The organism is Allobaculum sp. JKK-2023, assembly GCF_034745455.1.
GTDB lineage: Bacteria > Bacillota_I > Bacilli_A > Erysipelotrichales > Erysipelotrichaceae > Allobaculum.
Map to the genome: position 1 here is coordinate 668,496 of NZ_JAYERV010000003.1, position 16,989 is coordinate 685,484.

General features: G+C 44.4%; 12 protein-coding genes. 3 read left to right on the plus strand and 9 right to left on the minus strand.

Annotated elements, in window-relative coordinates; translation table 11 throughout:
* Nucleotide 1: 1 nt before the first annotated feature.
* The 4 genes from ffh to U4956_RS02800 all read right to left on the minus strand — a co-directional run bounded on the left by ffh (nt 2) and on the right by U4956_RS02800 (nt 5,887).
* Nucleotides 2-1,426, minus strand: coding sequence for a signal recognition particle protein (gene ffh, locus U4956_RS02785; RefSeq protein WP_323088901.1), 1,425 nt, complete (start codon nt 1,424-1,426; stop codon nt 2-4).
* A 163-nt stretch (nt 1,427-1,589) separates the two neighbouring features.
* Nucleotides 1,590-2,834: a glycosyltransferase family A protein gene (locus tag U4956_RS02790; RefSeq protein WP_323088902.1), complete on the minus strand. Its 1,245-nt coding sequence runs from the start codon at nt 2,832-2,834 to the stop codon at nt 1,590-1,592.
* Between the two features lie 18 nt (nt 2,835-2,852).
* Nucleotides 2,853-3,683 carry an ABC transporter permease gene (locus tag U4956_RS02795; RefSeq protein WP_323088904.1) on the minus strand — a complete coding sequence of 277 codons (831 nt, stop codon included), beginning with the start codon at nt 3,681-3,683 and terminating at the stop codon, nt 2,853-2,855.
* On the minus strand, nt 3,680-5,887 hold the full coding sequence (locus U4956_RS02800) for a hypothetical protein (protein ID WP_323088905.1): 2,208 nt from the start codon (nt 5,885-5,887) through the stop codon (nt 3,680-3,682). The genes U4956_RS02795 and U4956_RS02800 overlap by 4 nt, the downstream gene beginning before the upstream one ends.
* A gap of 866 nt (nt 5,888-6,753) precedes the next feature.
* Here U4956_RS02800 and U4956_RS02805 point away from each other — a divergent pair.
* Nucleotides 6,754-8,418 (plus strand): diphosphate--fructose-6-phosphate 1-phosphotransferase, encoded by a 1,665-nt coding sequence (locus U4956_RS02805; protein WP_323088907.1) that lies wholly within the window; start codon nt 6,754-6,756, stop codon nt 8,416-8,418.
* A 170-nt stretch (nt 8,419-8,588) separates the two neighbouring features.
* Here the strand turns inward: U4956_RS02805 and U4956_RS02810 are convergent, their stop codons facing one another.
* Both U4956_RS02810 and U4956_RS02815 read right to left on the minus strand, forming a co-directional pair.
* Nucleotides 8,589-8,915 (minus strand): antibiotic biosynthesis monooxygenase family protein, encoded by a 327-nt coding sequence (locus U4956_RS02810; protein ID WP_323088909.1) that lies wholly within the window; start codon nt 8,913-8,915, stop codon nt 8,589-8,591.
* A gap of 255 nt (nt 8,916-9,170) precedes the next feature.
* Nucleotides 9,171-9,710 carry a hypothetical protein gene (locus tag U4956_RS02815; RefSeq protein WP_323088911.1) on the minus strand — a complete coding sequence of 180 codons (540 nt, stop codon included), beginning with the start codon at nt 9,708-9,710 and terminating at the stop codon, nt 9,171-9,173.
* 227 nt (nt 9,711-9,937) lie between these two features.
* On the opposite strand from U4956_RS02815, the gene U4956_RS02820 reads away from it, so the two are divergent.
* Entirely contained in the window at nt 9,938-10,516 is a 579-nt protein-coding gene (locus U4956_RS02820; protein ID WP_323088912.1) for a hypothetical protein, read from the plus strand.
* 135 nt (nt 10,517-10,651) lie between these two features.
* The gene (locus U4956_RS02825) at nt 10,652-12,025 is read left to right on the plus strand and encodes an IS4 family transposase (RefSeq protein ID WP_323088914.1); all 1,374 of its coding nucleotides are present in this window, start codon (nt 10,652-10,654) and stop codon (nt 12,023-12,025) included.
* A gap of 801 nt (nt 12,026-12,826) precedes the next feature.
* On the opposite strand, the gene U4956_RS02830 is transcribed toward U4956_RS02825, so the two are convergent.
* From U4956_RS02830 to U4956_RS02840, 3 genes are all read right to left on the minus strand, one after another.
* Nucleotides 12,827-14,365, minus strand: coding sequence for a hypothetical protein (locus U4956_RS02830; RefSeq protein WP_323088915.1), 1,539 nt, complete (start codon nt 14,363-14,365; stop codon nt 12,827-12,829).
* Between the two features lie 29 nt (nt 14,366-14,394).
* Nucleotides 14,395-15,063 (minus strand): IS607 family transposase, encoded by a 669-nt coding sequence (locus U4956_RS02835; protein WP_323088916.1) that lies wholly within the window; start codon nt 15,061-15,063, stop codon nt 14,395-14,397.
* Between the two features lie 534 nt (nt 15,064-15,597).
* Nucleotides 15,598-16,611 carry an aldo/keto reductase gene (locus U4956_RS02840; RefSeq protein WP_323088917.1) on the minus strand — a complete coding sequence of 338 codons (1,014 nt, stop codon included), beginning with the start codon at nt 16,609-16,611 and terminating at the stop codon, nt 15,598-15,600.
* Nucleotides 16,612-16,989 lie beyond the last annotated feature (378 nt).

Here is a 16,989-nt window from a genome sequence, read left to right on the forward strand (position 1 = left end):
CTTATTTCTTTTTCTTCTTTTTCTTGGACGGTTTCTGTTTCTTGCTGCCCGAATGCTTGCTGGCACCATACATTCCGCCGCCACGCTGCATGGAGGCAAATGGATTTCCAAATGGGTTGCCAAATCCACCGCCAGACATCATCTTGGACAGCTGCTGCATCTGCTGCTGTTGGGCGATGAGTTTGTTCAGATCCGCGACTTTCAGCCCCGCACCCCTGGCAATCCGCTGCTTGCGGGAATTTTTAAGGCATTCAGGATGTTCCCGTTCGTAGGGAGTCATGGACTGGATCAGCGCTTTCATGTGCTTGATCTGTTCACTCATCTTTTCGTCATCGACTTTTGGTGCCATCTTGCCCATGCCTGGAATTTTAGAGATCAGTCCGGAGAAAGATCCCAGTTTATTCATCTGTTCAAACTGGCTGAGCAGATCATTGAATGTAAAGACACCGGCCATCATGCGGGATGCGGATTCTGCAGCTGCTTTTTCGTCGATTTTGTCCTGAGCCTGTTCAATCAGGGTGAGCATGTCGCCCATGCCAAGAATTCGGGCCGCCATCCGGTCTGGGTGGAATTCTTCAAGATCTTCAACCTTTTCACCATTGGAAACAAAGAGCACAGGCACTTTGGTGATGGAACGGACGGATAACAGGCCGCCGCCACGGGCGTCGCCATCCATTTTGGTGACCACAAGACCGGTGATATCGAGCTTGTCATTGAAATCACGGGCAACCGTTACGATATCCTGACCGGTCATGGCATCAACCGTCAGCAGGATATCCTGCGGCTGGATTTCTTCTTTCATTTCCGATAATTCGTTCATCAGCGCTTCATCAATATGCAGACGACCGGCGGTATCGAAAATGATCACGTCATAGCCTTTTTCTTTGGCGTATTCTTTGGCGCACTTGGCCGTATAGACAGCGGGTGTTTCTGCGCCTAAGGAGAAGACTTCCACATCAATCTGTTTTCCAAGTGTTTTTAACTGCTCAATCGCGGCTGGACGGACAACGTCGCAGGCAGCGAGCAGGACTTTTTTGTTCTGTTTGTTTTTCAGAAAGCGGGCAATTTTAGCTGCAGCGGTTGTTTTACCCGTTCCCTGCAGACCAACCATCATGACGGAAGTAATGCCCTGGTCATTCATAACCAGTTTTGCCTGGTCAGGTCCTAAGATTTTTTCCAGTTCATCACGGACGATTTTCACGACCATCTGTCCGGGATCAAAGCTCTCCAGAACTTCCCGGCCCATAGCCTGTTCTTTAATATCGTTGATGAAGTCCTTGACAACCTGGTAGTTGACATCTGCTTCAAGAAGTGACATTCGGACTTCTTTGAGCATGTCATTCATATTGGCTTCGGTCAGCTTTCCTTTGCCTGAAATTTTCTTCAGCGCACTTGAAAGCTTTTCCGAAAGAGATTCAAAAGCCATCGTAATTCTCCATTCTAATTTCTGTCCTGTCTTGTTATTGTACAGGATTTTTAACTCTCTGCCAAAAGCCGCTGGAGTCCAGCGGCTTTTATGCGAAATTTAAAGGAGTCCTGTCCTTTTTGGGATTGGTTTACTGTCTTTTTGCCTGCCCAAGCAAAGCTGTTTACTCGTTTTCTGGCTGCAGGACAGGCTGTAAGTTTCCCTGATCCATGTCCTCTTGCCTGCTCTGGCTGGTCTGGTTTTCATCTGACGAAACCGTTTGAGAATGCATCTGCCCAATGGGTTTCTGATCGGCAGAGTTCTGATCATCAGAGAAATGAAGCCCGCTTTCAGCCGCATTGGCCAGGCCGCGAATCTGCGCGATATCTTCCGGTGTGATTTTTTCAAAATCAGGTTTGATTTTGCGGGCCGCTTCATCAAGCAGTTTGTTCCAGTCCAGATTGGCAGGCGGATTTTCGAGGATCTGGCGCGTATTTTCATCCATCTCCACAATCGAATCTCCCAGTTTGAGTTCTGCCAGTTTCAGCCAGGCCTCATAGGCCGCTTTCATGACGGGCGAGAAATTCAGCTTGCTCCAGTCAATTTTAGCCCCGACAAATTTGGGATCGTCTTTGCGGCGCGAGAAGACAATCAGTGTATAGATCAGCACCATATCCGTGTTGTACTGGGCCTGGTCAAAGGAAAACTTCTCATTGGGAAAGCGTTTTTTGAGATATTCTTCCTGATACTGATACGCCCGGCGCATCCCATACACCGTTGTCAGAGACATACAGTTGGTCAGAGATCCCATACGTTGTTCATAGTGGTAGAAACGTTCGGGAATGGTCCCGACACGTTTTGCATTGGCGATGGTTTTAAAGATCGTGCACGTATCTTCAAAACCTTTCATGTTTTCCGGAAACGTAATGCCCTCAAACAGCTCTTTTTTATACAGCTTCCCCCAGGGGTAGTTGTTGAGATACTTCTCTGCTACTAAGGCATGCAAAGCTTCCAGGTTGGTAAAGGTTTTATTGCCTGTGGCCCGTCTGAAAAACGGCACTGGGCCAAAGTCCATGACAAAATTGCACTGCACCAGATCCAGATTGCGTTTTTTAAGGGCATTGACCATGACCTCTAACATATCCGGCTCAATATAATCATCGCTGTCCACAAACAGAATCAGGTCCCCTTTTGCCTTAGCCAAAGCCCGGTTTCGGGTCTTGGAAATCCCGGAATTGGAATAGGAAAAAACATGAACGCGGGGATCTTTTTTTTGGTAAGCGAGCAGTTTTTCGAATGAGTTATCCGTCGAGCCATCATTGATGACAACGACTTCCAGATCTGAATACGTCTGGTTGAGCAGGCTGTCCATACAACGGTCCAGATACGGAGCGGTGTTGTAGACAGGAACAAGAATCGAAACGAGCATAAACATCCTCCAGTTGTTTTATTTTTCGACAAACAGATGGTCGATACAAAGATTCCACAGCTTTTCAAACGCAAACACCAGCAAAATCAGCCAGATCGACCACGCAAAGACTCCTGCCAGATTCAGATCCAGCCTGGCAGCCTGAATCTTCTTGCCCATGCCCGGGGCAATCCCTGTCAAGATCTCACTGGTGACACAAGCTTTAAAGCCCAGCGATGACGCATTTTTTAAAGCCGCCAGAAAAGCCGGACGAAGCATAGGAAAGCACACCCGGAGCATCAGCACAATTCTGGGCTGGTTGTAGACAATCCAGATCGGACGATACTGATGAATCAGTTCAGCCAGCTGTTCATACAGACTGCGATAGATTAACGGAAAAAGCAAAAACACTCCCGTAAGAATGACCGTTGCATTTCGATCTGTCCAGAACAGAAGCAAAATGATGTAGCAGACATTGGGCACTGTCTGCAAAATCGAGACCAGCCGATTTAAAAATTCTCTGGCTGGTCCATAGAAGGCGCCCGCAAAAGAAGCCGGAATAGCCAGAACAAAAGAGGCGGCCAAAGCTCCCAGCGCCCGGCCAATCGTCCAGGCAATCGCTATAAAAAATCCCGGTGCTCTGGCCTGCTCGATCATCTGACTAAAGGTCTGTGCAGGAGAGGGACAGATCAGAGAATTATGCATCACCCACGCGGCCGTCTGCCACAGACTCAGAACCGTAATCAGAAAAGCCAGCCAATAGAAAAAGCCATTCACCTGATGGAGATCCGGTGATTTGGCTTTGTTCGGGTTTCTGTCTGATTTTGGTTGTTTTTTTTTCTTGAAAAGAAAGGAAGAAGCAGACATCATTTTGGCTTTCTTCCACTATGAGCCTGATTCTTGCCAGACCCCTCTTGATCATTTTTTGAACCCGCGTCCGGATCCTTTTGAGTGGAACCCTTTTGATCAGATCGATCCGAACGCTTCGCATGCTCCGAGCCGCCTTTTGCGCCATTTTTACGAGACGCTTTTGGCCGTTTGGAAGCAGTCTGCTTCTTCTTTGTGCCAGATGATTTCTTTTCCGGTTTTGGGGCAGGCTGATCCAGTTCGGAAAGATCCAGCAGATCCTTCAGTTCTTTATATTCATCAAAAGAAACTGGCAGCTCTTTTCTGGAATTAGATGGAGACAGGGCTCCAAATCCCGGGATTTCCTCTTCCAGATCCAAACCATTTAAAAAATCTTCCTTCTGGCTAAGGATTTCTCGGATCGCTTTTTCAAACTCTTCTGGGTCTTCTGATTCCTGCATCTCCTTTCGAAGCTGTTCAACCGCTCCATCGAGAACCTGCCCGAAGAAAAGATCCATTGCCTCTAACAGCGCAGTATTCAGCTCCTGAGAACCGTCTTCAGGAAGGATCGGCTCTTCTTTTAGGACAGGTTTTCCTTTTTCATGCGGCTTGGGGACAGAATCTGGCGATGCAAACGAATGGTCCGTTTTTTCATCGGAATAGTATTTGTCCAGATACGCCTGACCAAGCTGATGCATTTGCTTCCAGGATGGATCTTTCATAATATCGACTGTCAGAATCGTCCAAAGATAACTGTGCATCAACTCCCACTGGTTATCCTTGCCGGTGTAGCTTTCGGCTTCCTTAAGCATCTGCTTGAACACTTTTTTAAAGTGTCCAACGGAATGGAACTGAAAGGCCCGGTGCAAAATAAAGATCTGGTCTACCAGATACGCATGAACGGTTGGGTAGTCGTCTGGGTTGGGACGCCCGCTTGGGTAGTCCGAAGAAAACTGCATGAAAAGCTCTGCGGCAAGCAAAGTAGTCATGCCATCGGGGAGCATATCGAGATCGTACAGGTAGCGGGCATGCGTATAGGCCCGGTAATAATCCTGGCAATCGAGAGCTTGCAGCAGCAAAGCCCGATGGACAAACATCGTTTCAGGCGGTGTAAAGGTATCCGGAATCCCGACTTCATTAAACATTTCCCGGACAACTTTCGAGAGGGCTTTTCCTTTTGAAGCGCTGTACAGATACAGCTCAAAAAGACAGTCTGAATCGCCGGTGGCTTTTGTGTGCTCGAAAAAGGATCGCAGGTATTTGGCCTGAACTTGTGGTGTATAATCCAGCCACTCCAGTGCTTGCAGCTTTAAAGTCAGAGCGGAAGTGGCATCACTGATCAATGTCAGCTTGTCATCAACAGGCATCACTAAAACCTTGCGGTACAACTTTTTTGCGGCCTGGCGATGGCCACAGGCATCTTGCAAAACAGCCTCCATATAGTTTGCCAGTTCGTTTTCCGGCTGTTCACTCAGCATTCGGGCAATGATGTCCTTAAAACTTTCCGGTTGATGGCGGATCATGGTCTCCAGGGCATCAATGGAAATGCTGACCATATTGACCAGTGTCGGATATAAAGCCTGTTGAACTGTAGGCGGAAAGAAGTTGCTCATCAGAATATCGGCTTCATTGAACGTCATCAATAAGTCAGCCAGCCATTCATAGCTTTTATCTTTCGTGATAGCTTCCATCTTTTCAAAACATTCGGCAGCCCGGTCAAGCTTTTCAAGATGCCAGTACGAAATCCCGGCAATCGCAAAAATCTGCTCATCTTCAATATCCAGGGAAACATCTTCCATGTATTTAGCGGCCTGGTCATAGTTTTTCAGGCCGAATTCCAGAATTCCGCGCAGATGCAGATACACCAGCGATTCTTCATTATCATCCAGCTCATTGGCATCGACTTCATCAAGCGCATCCAGTGCTGCCTGGTAGTCTTCCCTGACGTACTGGATTCGGGCTGCGTTGATCTGGCGGGTCACCACTCCGAGGTTGGAATAGTCAATGGACTCGTGCAGTTCCTGCATCGTATCACTGTCCTGTTCGAGTTCTGCCATATCGAAGGAAACCACTTTCCAGTACTCGTCCCGACCATATTTACTCTCGTAGGTATTCAACAGTTTCCGGATTTCTTCTTTATCTCTTCCCTCTGAAATTGCATCCAGAATCCGGTCTTTCAGTTTCTCCAGTTCAAGATCCTGGGAATCATACTGATCAGAAAAATCCATACGTAAATCTCCTTTCTTCTATGGCATCGAATTGTTCATCTGATGCATCTATAAGTTTCCCCTAAACTATCTCAAAAAGCAACAAACCACGTTTTTCGTCTGTTGATCTTGATGGTCTGATGATCTACGGCAAAACGCTGTCTGACTGTCTGATCAGGGGATTCTCACTTTTGGCTCCATTCTTTTTTCTCTGAACCTGTCTTTGCTTCGGACTTCCTGCAAAATTTCCTCTTCTTTTGGTGATCTTCCAGCACCTGTGCCCGATCTTTATCGATGATCCTTTCCTGTACTCCTTCAAAAAGACTGGCCTTTTTGGGATTTTCTCATCCCGTAGGGCTTCAGACTGAGGATTGAATCCGCTCCATATTCAGAGATTCAAGCTAAAGACTTCTCTCATTATATATAGTAGACAGCAGCCACTGCTCTAGAGCAGGCACTCCTATGCGAAATCCGGAATCAAAAAAACGAATCAGAAAGCCTCTTTCGATCCTTTCTTTGATCACTTTCTGCTCACTTTCTGCTCACTCTCTGTCAAACATTTAAATGGATCCAGGCTGGTTTGAATCCACAGCACAGGCAAAGAAAAAAAGAAGCGTCTGCCAGAAGACAACCGTCCGCCCCGCCAGCAAACGAGTTTTTATTAAATTGCATTTTGTGATATTCTCCAAAAATATCCGTCTGATTTGAAAGGATAAGATTAGCGCATAGAGAAAGCGCTATTTCTTTGTTTCAAACCAGAATGCCGTTCTCTCATTCTTCCGGATTGTTGCCATTCTAAAAGGGAATGCATTTCTGTGACGGATGGAAGTTTACAATTGTTTTTGGCTATTCTATGATTGAAACGTTGAAAGAGGAGAAACTTATCAATGACAATTTCACCATTACAGAAAGCACGCTATGAGTATTCACCAAAACTCCCTGGCATGCTGAGATCTGGAATTTCCGAAATCACCGTGAAAACGGGTGCTCCAACCCAGAGCGTAGCCGATCAGGAAGTGATCGCAAAACTGTTCCCAAACACATATGGCGAACCAGAAATCACTTTCGAAGCTGGCGAAGCAAAAGACGTCACTCCAACGAAGAAAACCGTTGGTGTGATCCTGTCCGGTGGTCAGGCTCCAGGCGGACACAACGTTATTTCTGGTCTGTATGATGCCCTCAAGGCTCTGAACCCAGAAAACACTTTAATCGGTTTCAAAGGCGGCCCAAGCGGTCTGATCGAAGACGACTTTGTCGTATTTGATGATCCATTCATCAATGAATACCGCAACACGGGCGGTTTCGACATCATCGGTTCTGGCCGGACTAAACTGGAAACTGAAGAACAGTTCGCAATCGCTGCTGAAGTAGCTAAAAAGCATGGAATCGATGCAATCGTGATCATCGGTGGTGACGACTCCAATACAAACGCCGCTGTTTTAGCTGAATACTTTGCCGCTCATAACACTGGTGTCCAGGTTATCGGTGCTCCAAAAACGATCGATGGCGACCTGAAAAACGAAGATATCGAAACTTCCTTCGGTTTCGACACTGCGACAAAAACGTACAGCGAACTGATCGGTAACATTGAACGGGATGCCAACTCCGCTAAAAAATACTGGCACTTCATCAAAGTTATGGGTCGTTCCGCTTCCCACGTGGCTCTGGAATGTGCTCTGGAAACTCAGCCAAACATCTGCCTGATTTCCGAAGAAGTTGCAGCCAAGAAAATGTCTCTGGCCCAGATTGCCAACTACATCGCCGATGCCGTTGAAAAACGTGCCGCAAACGGCGACAACTTTGGCGTAGCCATCATTCCAGAAGGTGTTGTTGAATTCGTTCCAGAATTCTCCAAACTGATTGCTGAAATCAACGAACTGCTGGCTGGGGCAAAAGCTGACGAATTCAATGCTCTGCCAACATGGGCTGACAAATATGCATTCATCGAAAAAGGTCTGACTCCAGAATCCATGGACGTCTTCAAAATCCTGCCAACGGGTATCCAGCAGCAGTTATTCCTCGAACGCGACCCACACGGAAACGTACAGGTATCTCTGATCGAATCTGAAAAACTGTTCTCTGCCCTGGTTGCTGACGAACTGGCCCGTCGTAAAGAAGCTGGCACATACAAAGGCAAATTCAGCCCTCTGCACCACTTCTTTGGTTACGAAGGACGCTGCGCATTCCCATCCAACTTCGATGCGGACTACTGCTACTCCTTAGGCTACAATGCCGCTCTGTTAATCGAAAACGGCTTCAACGGTTATCTGTCCAAGATTTCCAACCTGTCCAGACCAGCTGAAGAATGGGTTGCTGGTGGTATGCCAATCACAAAAATGATGAATATCGAACGTCGTCATGGTGAAGACAAACCAGTTATCCGTAAAGCTCTCGTTGAACTGGATGGCAAACCATTCAAATTCTTCGAAGCCAATCGTGACAACTGGGCTGTTGAAACTGCATACACCTTCCCAGGTGCTATCCAGTACTATGGACCAGCTGAAGTCTGCGATCTGACCACCAGAACGCTGGCTCTTGAAAAAGGCGAATAATCACTCGTCTTTCCAGCTCCAATCCCCAATCATCAATCATCAATAAAGGATCGAATCTTAACGGACTCGATCCTTTTTCTGTTTTCTGTTCTGATTTTCCATGCCATTTTCTGGCTCATTGGTCATTTGCCGGTCTATTCTGACTTGCGGTTGATCTGGCAGTCTTCTTTCTACTTGCGGATGAATTTCTGATCCTGTTCTGGAAGTTCATCCGGTGTAAAGCGCTCAACCTTCATCGACAGATCATACTTGTCACGCAGCTTTGCGATCTGGGCCATCACTGGCAGGGCATGATGGCGGTCAATGGCTTCCTGGTTTTCCCAGCGGTCAATCAGCAGAACCGTTTCCGGATCATCAGCCGAAAAAAAGTATTCATAGCGTTCGTTACCTGGTTCATTTCGGATAAACTCTACCAACCCGGATTCGGTCATCTCCTTGACGAATTCTCTGGCTGCGCCATTTTTGCCCGTATAATACAGATTTACAACAATACTCACTTGCCTGTCTCTTCCTTTCTGCCAGCATCCGAGTATTCCAAAAGCTCTCTTTTGAATCCTCTTTGATGCCAGCCTGATTTTTAACCATTTCCCCGCTTTGAAAATGGTTTTTGATAACTCTACTATGCCTTAATTTCACTCTAAAGTGAGTCCGTTTCTGCTTTTTCTTCTTTGAGCGTCCGGTTTTCCTGATTTTGATCCTCGAATGGCTGACTGCTTCTGTCCATTTCAGACAACTGAATCTGTCTGTAAAAATCAGTTTGCATGCTGGCGCAGATACTCCAGGTATTCCGGGGTCTTTGACCAGTACTTCACACCCCAGTTTTCAAAATTCCATTCCTCCATATAGCTGTTGCATTCATAATCAATGTAAAAAAGCTCGCTATTCTGGACGATGAAATTGGTCGGAAAATAATCGATGTTCGTATGCGCCGGGTAGAGGCGTTTGCACATCTGATGGACCTGTTCAAAATAGGAAGGATCCATTTTATCCTGACTGACCAGATCAAAAATGGTCTCTCCTTCAATGTAGTCCTTGAGAATCCGCTCATTCTCGACATCAACATCCAGCATCCGCGGCATACGGATCCCTAAGTCTTTGAGATGATGATAATCCCGGATTTCGGATTCAATCTTGTTGCCAAACTGATAGTAATCGCATGGCTCATGATGAATCTGCTTGAGAACGTATTGTTGATCTCCATCTTTAACCAAATACGAATAACCGCCTTTGCCTTTCCCGAGCAGTTTGATTACTTCAAATGGTTTTCCGTTCACGCTCATCCATTCACTCATTGTTCTTCCCTCTCCTTCATACATTCCAAAATCCGGCTTATCATCAAATAAGATGTAAGGCATCCAATTCCATTTTATGGATTCTCCATATCAAAAGGCATAAAAATCAAATGATTGAAAGCAAGATTAGAAATGGATGTCATTTTCGCACGGTCTTTAACTGTTGTCCTAATTTTTGAAACTTGTACATAGTTTCGTAGTTAAGCTCTGTCGACGATGATCAACTTGTGCTGACCGATCTGGATGGTGATACCATGACAGTCATCGAAAAACACGAAAAACCAAAAGGCGATAGCGGTCTCTGGTATTACTCAGAAAAAATTTTCGAAGATCCAGAAAACTGGTATGTCAAAACAAGTACAGACAACAATATGGGAGTCTGGATTGAAGCAATTAGCAAGTCAGATCTTTCAGTTAAACGTACAAAATTTTCTGGTATTGATATTAACGTGCTGGCTTTTGACGGCGATCAAATCATCGCCTCGAATAACAAGATGAATGAACTTTGTTTTGAAATTTATGACAAAGATCTGAATCATCTGGAAACAAAGACCCTGAACTATCGAAATGGTGAAGCCAGAATAATGCTTGAAACCAAACTGCTGCCAACAGAAGATGGCCGTTACTATCTTCTGCTTGGATTCATCCCAGAAGGATCAGATTATGCTTACAACGAAAATCACTTACTGGAATTAGATCAGGATTTCAACGTCGTTCGTGATCTGGATTTTGGTCTCTATGATGGCTCCTTATCCTCTTTTTGTATTGTCGGTTCAATGTCATTTAGCTTAGTTTTTGATAGTTAGTATTGTCCACCATCCGTGCACAGATGGTGGATTTTATATTTTCTGGTTTAACGAAAATTAGCTTTGACAACAACTCTATAATTGTCTAATTTAATCCTTATCACGTTGAAAACATAACTTTATAAGGAGGAAAATATGGCAACTAAAGTTACTTCGCCGTCCGTGATTTATCAAAGATTCATGAAATTCCTTGAGGAATTTGCCCACAAACAGGAGAAGATTCTTGCTTCTCAAACAGGAGCTTTCTCACGAAGTCATTATCGATCATCAAAAATAAACTTGTTCCATTTCCTGAATACATCCATTATCGGGAATGGATCAACACTCTCTGATTTATCCATGAACTATTTCGGCATGGGCAGTGTAAGACCATCTGCTTCGGCACTTGTTCAGACAAAAGCCAAGACTCCAGTCAGCGTATTTTCAGCACTGCACAAAGCCACATTGGCACTTTGTTACATGGATAAAAAATATAAAGGGCTAAGGGTAATAGCCTTTGATGGAACCAATGAACCTGTTGCGCCAAATGAAGATGAACCTGACTACATCATTTATGCCAAGAACAAGGAAACCATCATCCGGGCCGGTATTCACATTAACGCTGCCTATGACGTACTTAATGACAAATATCTAGCCATCGTCACTCAAGACCAGAGGTCCAAAGACGAACGGGCCGCTGCTATGAAAATGGTCAAGGAGATTCACGAAGCTTATCCTGGCGAGACATTTCTCTTTGTCATGGACAGAGGGTATTTTTCTTATCCATTGTGTAAGCTTATTGAATCCTTAGGGCACAAATACCTCATACGTATGAAAGAACGAGAGTATAGCTGCCTGACTTATACACAGCTTGACCATACAGAAGACCAGCAGATCAGCCGCATTCTTACCCACCACCAAAGAAAAGAGGAAAAAGAAAACCCCCAGATGAAATACCTGGTCAAAAAATCAATGAGACAGATTGATCAAGAATCTGAATTTATTGATTTTGACTGCAGGGTGGTAGCTATCGAGATTGGCGACAACGTCTGGGAAGGACTGATTACCAATCTGGATGAAGCAGAATTTCCTCCGGAGGCTCTTGGATTTATTTACCACCTAAGGTGGCGAATCGAGCAGAGTTTCTCCTGGCTTAAATATGGAATAGGAATGAAACGTATCCACTCGATAAAAGCAGAATACATCATTCAGGAGATTTATTCATCCCTTATCTTCTACAATCTGGTTTCCGAGATCAAAAAGTGTGTTCTTGAATCATCTCAATCAGATAATAAAGAAGAGAAGCAGACAACTTATGAATACCAAATCAATACAACTAAGGCGATACGGGCTGTCAGGAATACGTTTACTCCGAAATGGACGAAAAAACGAACAATCTGTCAAATTACAAAAGCGGAGTTTCAAGCTCTGACCGAGGAGCTGCTAAGAGAAAAACTGCCCGTTCGGCCGGAAAGGAGCTTCAAGCGAAATCTCCATCCCAATCGTTTGATATGGTTCACCTATCGATAAGTGCATTATATGCGCATCTTATTGATACAAACCACCCATACAATTCTTAAAAACGGCTCTTATCGAAGGGTTGTTTTTAGTGCACCTATTTTGATGAATACAGCCAAATCAATCAGTATATTTTGTGCTTGGTTGGTGCATATGGATATAATCAGCAGCAAATTCTATTCCTATCATCCACTTTGTCTTTGATTTTTATACAAAGTTTGAGGTCATATTTTTCTAGCTAAATGACATTGATTGTCGGTTCAAAAATTTTTGCAAATGTAAACAAACAGGGCTTAGGCTCAGATGGTCGTGGTCTGAAAGCTCAAACCGTTCTTGTTTATGACTTGGACAGTGGTGCCAGTATAGGCCAGAAGATCGATCTGGATATATCTAGTGGTGGTTCACTCAGTCATGATTCTGTCAGTGGTAATGTTGTTTTGCAAAGGACCGTAGCCTATTTTTAGCTAATCCAGCTATACGGATAAAATGAAGCTGCCCCAGAGTCCCTACGGCTGGTTCCTCTGCCGGGTTGAAAAAAGCTCTTTCACCTTCAGAGCAAGGCTAATGATCCGCTGGCCATTAACCGGGATGAAGGATAAACTTTTCCGTGCCCAACAAACTTGCGTTTGTACAGAGTTGGACTCGCTTCATATATAGCGGACTGCAGATTAAATGCATTTCAAAAATACATCGCAAGACACCTTGGGCTTTCGCCCATGGCGCAATAAAAACAAGTGAGGCCTCTTCAATCAAGTGGACTAAGAGGCTGAATTTTCAAAGCAGAATGGACTTTACATCATTGCTGAATGCCAGTTACGCACATGGTTTTGATGCCTTTGTTTCAGACTTCTTTGTTTCAGTTTTCTTTGCTTTGGACTTTCCTTTTTTGGGAGGAATATAGAATTCGCTGTAATTCTGAGCCCGCCGGGCAATCACATAGGCTGCCGCCTGATGACGGCTGATCCCCAGCTTTTCAGAGTACTTCTCGTCTCCAAGAACGGATGACCAGTAAGGAGAAACATAATAAAGTGGAACACCGCTTTTAAGCGATAATGCTTCACAGTTGTCCATATATCTTAAGTATGGGAAATTTGAAATCATTCGGTTATATTTTCTTTCCCATCTCTTTTGAATCTTTGTTTTCTTCTTCGTAAGATTGATTGTCTCGATGGCAACCCCATAATGGAGCTTCTCTGCTCTGGTAAAAATTTCAGACAGCTTCTGGGCCATAACGGTGGCATTTACCGCTTTGGAACCTGAATTTGAATAGGTGATATCCTGGGAAGAAACAAATTTTCCCTGGCTGTCACTTTCAGTAACCGAGAAGAATCCATCATTAATATCGATTCCAAGCATTCCCTGTGGTTCATAGGTTTCTTTTTTCTGGATTGTGACCACCGGCTGGGTATACAGTCCTTTATCTTTCAGAACAAAGTGATAGGAAACAGAACGGTTTTCGAGATTGTCTTTCAGTTCTTTTTTCAGATATGGAATCCGCACTGCGATGTGATGCTCAGTTTTGTCATCTTTAAACCCGCTTCTAAGAAGCAGACTGAACCAGTCAGAGCCAAGTTTAGATTCTGGTGTTAATTGACACAACTGGTTTCCCTGAGTCTCATCCGAACTGCCAAACAGATAATAGCTTTTCTTTCTGGCTTTTCTCCAGGCTGCTTTCCATTCCTCATGGTTTTCAAATCCTGCTTCTATTAAATGGTATTGAGCCTTAAAGAGTTTTCTAGATCCAAAGCAGCATGAAAAAGAACTGTTTTCAATTTTTTCTTTCCAGTTCGCCAGTTTCTGCTTCATTCCATGGAGGCGGTTTTTCATGTTGTTGAGTTTTCGCTTCCAGTATCTGTTTTTCTGGCAGTCACCTTTTTGCGGCTTATGCCAGTTTACGCCCTGGTGCCATTCTTTATGCTCCTTTTTCTGATCTTCAAGCAGCTCCTCGTAGGCGCTGATTTTGGATTCAAGCTCCTCCATCTGTGTCACTTTGAGAGCACTCAGGGAATTCATTCTGGTGCGGGCCTGGTTAATCGCCGCATTCGCTGCTCTCGATTTAACAGAATACTTTTCGACAAGAGAAGCTTTAATCTCGCCATCTTCCATTCCGTGGCAGATCATCACCCATGCCGAATGAACCATCCGCGAAAAATGTTCTGCGATTGTTTCAATATAGGCTCTAAGTTCCGCCAGCTGCCCCACAGCTTCTTCCTTTGGTTTGAGCAGTGATTTTTTATCCAGACATCCTTCTTTACCAAAACGGCCGGAGGAAGTGAGTGTAAACGACTCTTCATCAAAAAGAGCTGCTCTTTGATAAGGGACTTTTTCTCGAATCTTCATTTTTGTCGCCATATACACAGCTCCTTTCTTTTACAGGCCTCTCAATCTTTTGTTTCTTCCTGTTTGAGAGGTTCTTCAATTGCTTCTTTGGCCTGTTGTGCAATCTTTTTTCTTTGAGAACTTCTCATTCCATACATTTGCCCGGAAAAGAAGGCAAGGAGCGACATCATATCGTCTACCAGCTCCTCCTGATAGTTCTTATCCGGCTTATCCTCGGTCACTATGATTTTGACTCCATGGGCAGTGAAAAACTTTTCAAGATAGCCATATCCAAATCTGGTGAGTCTGTCTTTATGAGTAATATAGAGGACATCAATCTTATTATGAATGACCTCATCTATGAGTTTATTTAGTCCTTTGCGTTCTGTATTCAGGCCGCTGCCAACATCAGAAAAGATCATTGCGCCAGAAGCTTTCTGGCAGAGCCTGCCGATCTGTCTGTCCAGATCACCATGTTTCTTTTGATCATGGGAAGAAACCCTGGCATAGATAGCATTCTTTTTCTCGGAATTGTTCCATAACCCGAGTTTTTTCAGATAATCAATCAGGTCTTTTTTATCGGCATACCAGAACCCGGAAACTGGATCCTGCACCATATTAATCATGCCCTTGTTTTTATGAAAGGCAATTGTATGGTAGTTTTTCCCTACAAGTTTTCCAATTTGTCCAGTGGTATAGCGTTCTCTTCTTAAGTCTTCAGGACCGATCATAACGTCATCTCCTGTTTGAATGATACCATAAAAAATCCACAATTAGTTGAATTATAAAATAGTTATATAGGAATATTAATATCTTGATTCACCAAGATAAGGTAACAGTTGTGTACCCTTGCCAATGACGGTGAAACTGATTTCTTCAATATTCCGGCCGTTCTGATCAATCCGGATAATTACACTGCTACTGATTTAGTCCTTTCAGATTCCGTTGTTCCTGTTACAGAAGGCCGACCTCCCTTCACCTTTGTCAAAAATGGTCAGTTCTGTTATCTGACCCCAACGCAACTCGTAATCTGAGATCTGATTACACTTGAGACTAACGTCTATTCTCTTGAAGGTATTTCTAAGGATGGAAATGGAATTTTCATTCCAGATCAAAATGGATAGATATGTCGGGAAGCGGACAAGCCGCTTCCTTTTTATACTGAGTCAGAGATTGAAAAACGGAAGACATCCAATGACATCTTCCGTCTGGTGGTAACGCATCAGTTTTATGAGAGTTAAAGACTATTTTATAAGGACGAAGGTCTATTTCTCATCTTTCTTTTCGTCGATTAAAACTGTACCGGCAGGTGGATTTTGCAGAACTGCTCCAACAACCGGATGGGGAACATAGGCTTCATTGAGACAAGCGATTTCTTCAGGTGTTAAGTGGATGTTGAGGGCATTCACTGCATCATCAATATATCTGGCTTTTGTGGCTCCGATAATTGGGGCATCAATGCCCTGCGCCCATTGCCAGGCCAGGGCAATTTCACTCATCTTGCAGCCATGTTTTTTGGCCAGTTCATCAACACGGGCAACAATTTTCATATCTTCCTGCTCCATGCGGTCATATTTTCCCTTCAAAACGTTATCGGTCTGGGCCCTTAACGAGTCTCCCTTCCATTCTGGGTGAGTCAGATGACCGCCCGCAAGTGGAGAATAAGGCATCAGCGTGACATTCATCTGTTTGCAGATTGGAATCAAATCCCGCTCATCTTCGCGGTAAAGCATATTGTAGTGGTTTTCCATAGCCGAGAACTGCGTCCAGCCATGATCTTTGGCGCACTGCTGCATATTATAAAACTGATAGCCATACATAGCCGAAGCGCCGATCGCCCGGACTTTTCCGTTTTTGACCAGCTCATTTAAAGCTTCCATCGTTTCTTCAATTGGCGTGTCGTAATCAAAGCGATGAATGATGTACAGATCCAGATAGTCGGTTCCTAAACGCTTAAGTGTTCCATCGATTTCACGGAAAATTGCTTCTTTGCTTAAACGGCCAGGGTTGAAATAGACTTTGGAAGCAATGACCACATCCTCGCGCTTTGCATATTTGCGTAAGGCTTTTCCCAGATATTCTTCACTCGTTCCTTCGGAGTAGCAGTTTGCGGTATCAAAGAAATTGATTCCGGCATCCAGGGCATGCTTGACGATTTTTTCTGTTTCTTCTTCACCCAGTGTCCAGCCATGCATCGTGCCGCGTTTGCCAAAGCTCATGCATCCAAGGCAGATTTTGGAAATCTTGATTCCGGTATTGCCAAGAGTTGTGTATTCCATCGTGATTCTCCCTCTCTGTTTCTCTCGAGCAGAAAATATCCAGAAATGATTTTGCTTATCCTTTTTGAAGTCCTCTGCTTTTCTTTCCAGTCTCCAGATTCGAGCTAGAAGCTGATGACTTTATTGTAGAAGAATTGCCTGGTAGGTTGAAATGCTTATTTGTACAACTAACCAATGCTCGTAAGGCATAAGATTGCCTTCATGATTGCCTTTTGGCTGCCCTTCTCTTCCCCTTGAAATCTGAAACCAAAAAAGGGCTGCCCTTTTATCGGACAACCCTGATCAGGTTGGGCAAGAAATCAATCTTTATTCTCTGACAGGATATCAGTTTTCATTCTTTGAGAGAAAAACAATTCAATCAGCAGCTAATGGAGTCTG

Excerpts from the sequence above, each read along its gene's own strand:
- U4956_RS02795 (WP_323088904.1), bottom strand. The coding sequence starts at position 3,683 with ATGATGTCTGCTTCTTCCTTTCTTTTCAAGAAAAAAAAACAACCAAAA.
- U4956_RS02830 (WP_323088915.1), bottom strand. The coding sequence starts at position 14,365 with ATGGCGACAAAAATGAAGATTCGAGAAAAAGTCCCTTATCAAAGAGCA.
- U4956_RS02800 (WP_323088905.1), bottom strand. The coding sequence starts at position 5,887 with ATGGATTTTTCTGATCAGTATGATTCCCAGGATCTTGAACTGGAGAAA.
- U4956_RS02805 (WP_323088907.1), top strand. The coding sequence starts at position 6,754 with ATGACAATTTCACCATTACAGAAAGCACGCTATGAGTATTCACCAAAA.
- ffh (WP_323088901.1), bottom strand. The coding sequence starts at position 1,426 with ATGGCTTTTGAATCTCTTTCGGAAAAGCTTTCAAGTGCGCTGAAGAAA.
- U4956_RS02840 (WP_323088917.1), bottom strand. The coding sequence starts at position 16,611 with ATGGAATACACAACTCTTGGCAATACCGGAATCAAGATTTCCAAAATC.
- U4956_RS02815 (WP_323088911.1), bottom strand. The coding sequence starts at position 9,710 with ATGAGTGAATGGATGAGCGTGAACGGAAAACCATTTGAAGTAATCAAA.
- U4956_RS02790 (WP_323088902.1), bottom strand. The coding sequence starts at position 2,834 with ATGCTCGTTTCGATTCTTGTTCCTGTCTACAACACCGCTCCGTATCTG.
- U4956_RS02835 (WP_323088916.1), bottom strand. The coding sequence starts at position 15,063 with ATGATCGGTCCTGAAGACTTAAGAAGAGAACGCTATACCACTGGACAA.
- U4956_RS02825 (WP_323088914.1), top strand. The coding sequence starts at position 10,652 with ATGGCAACTAAAGTTACTTCGCCGTCCGTGATTTATCAAAGATTCATG.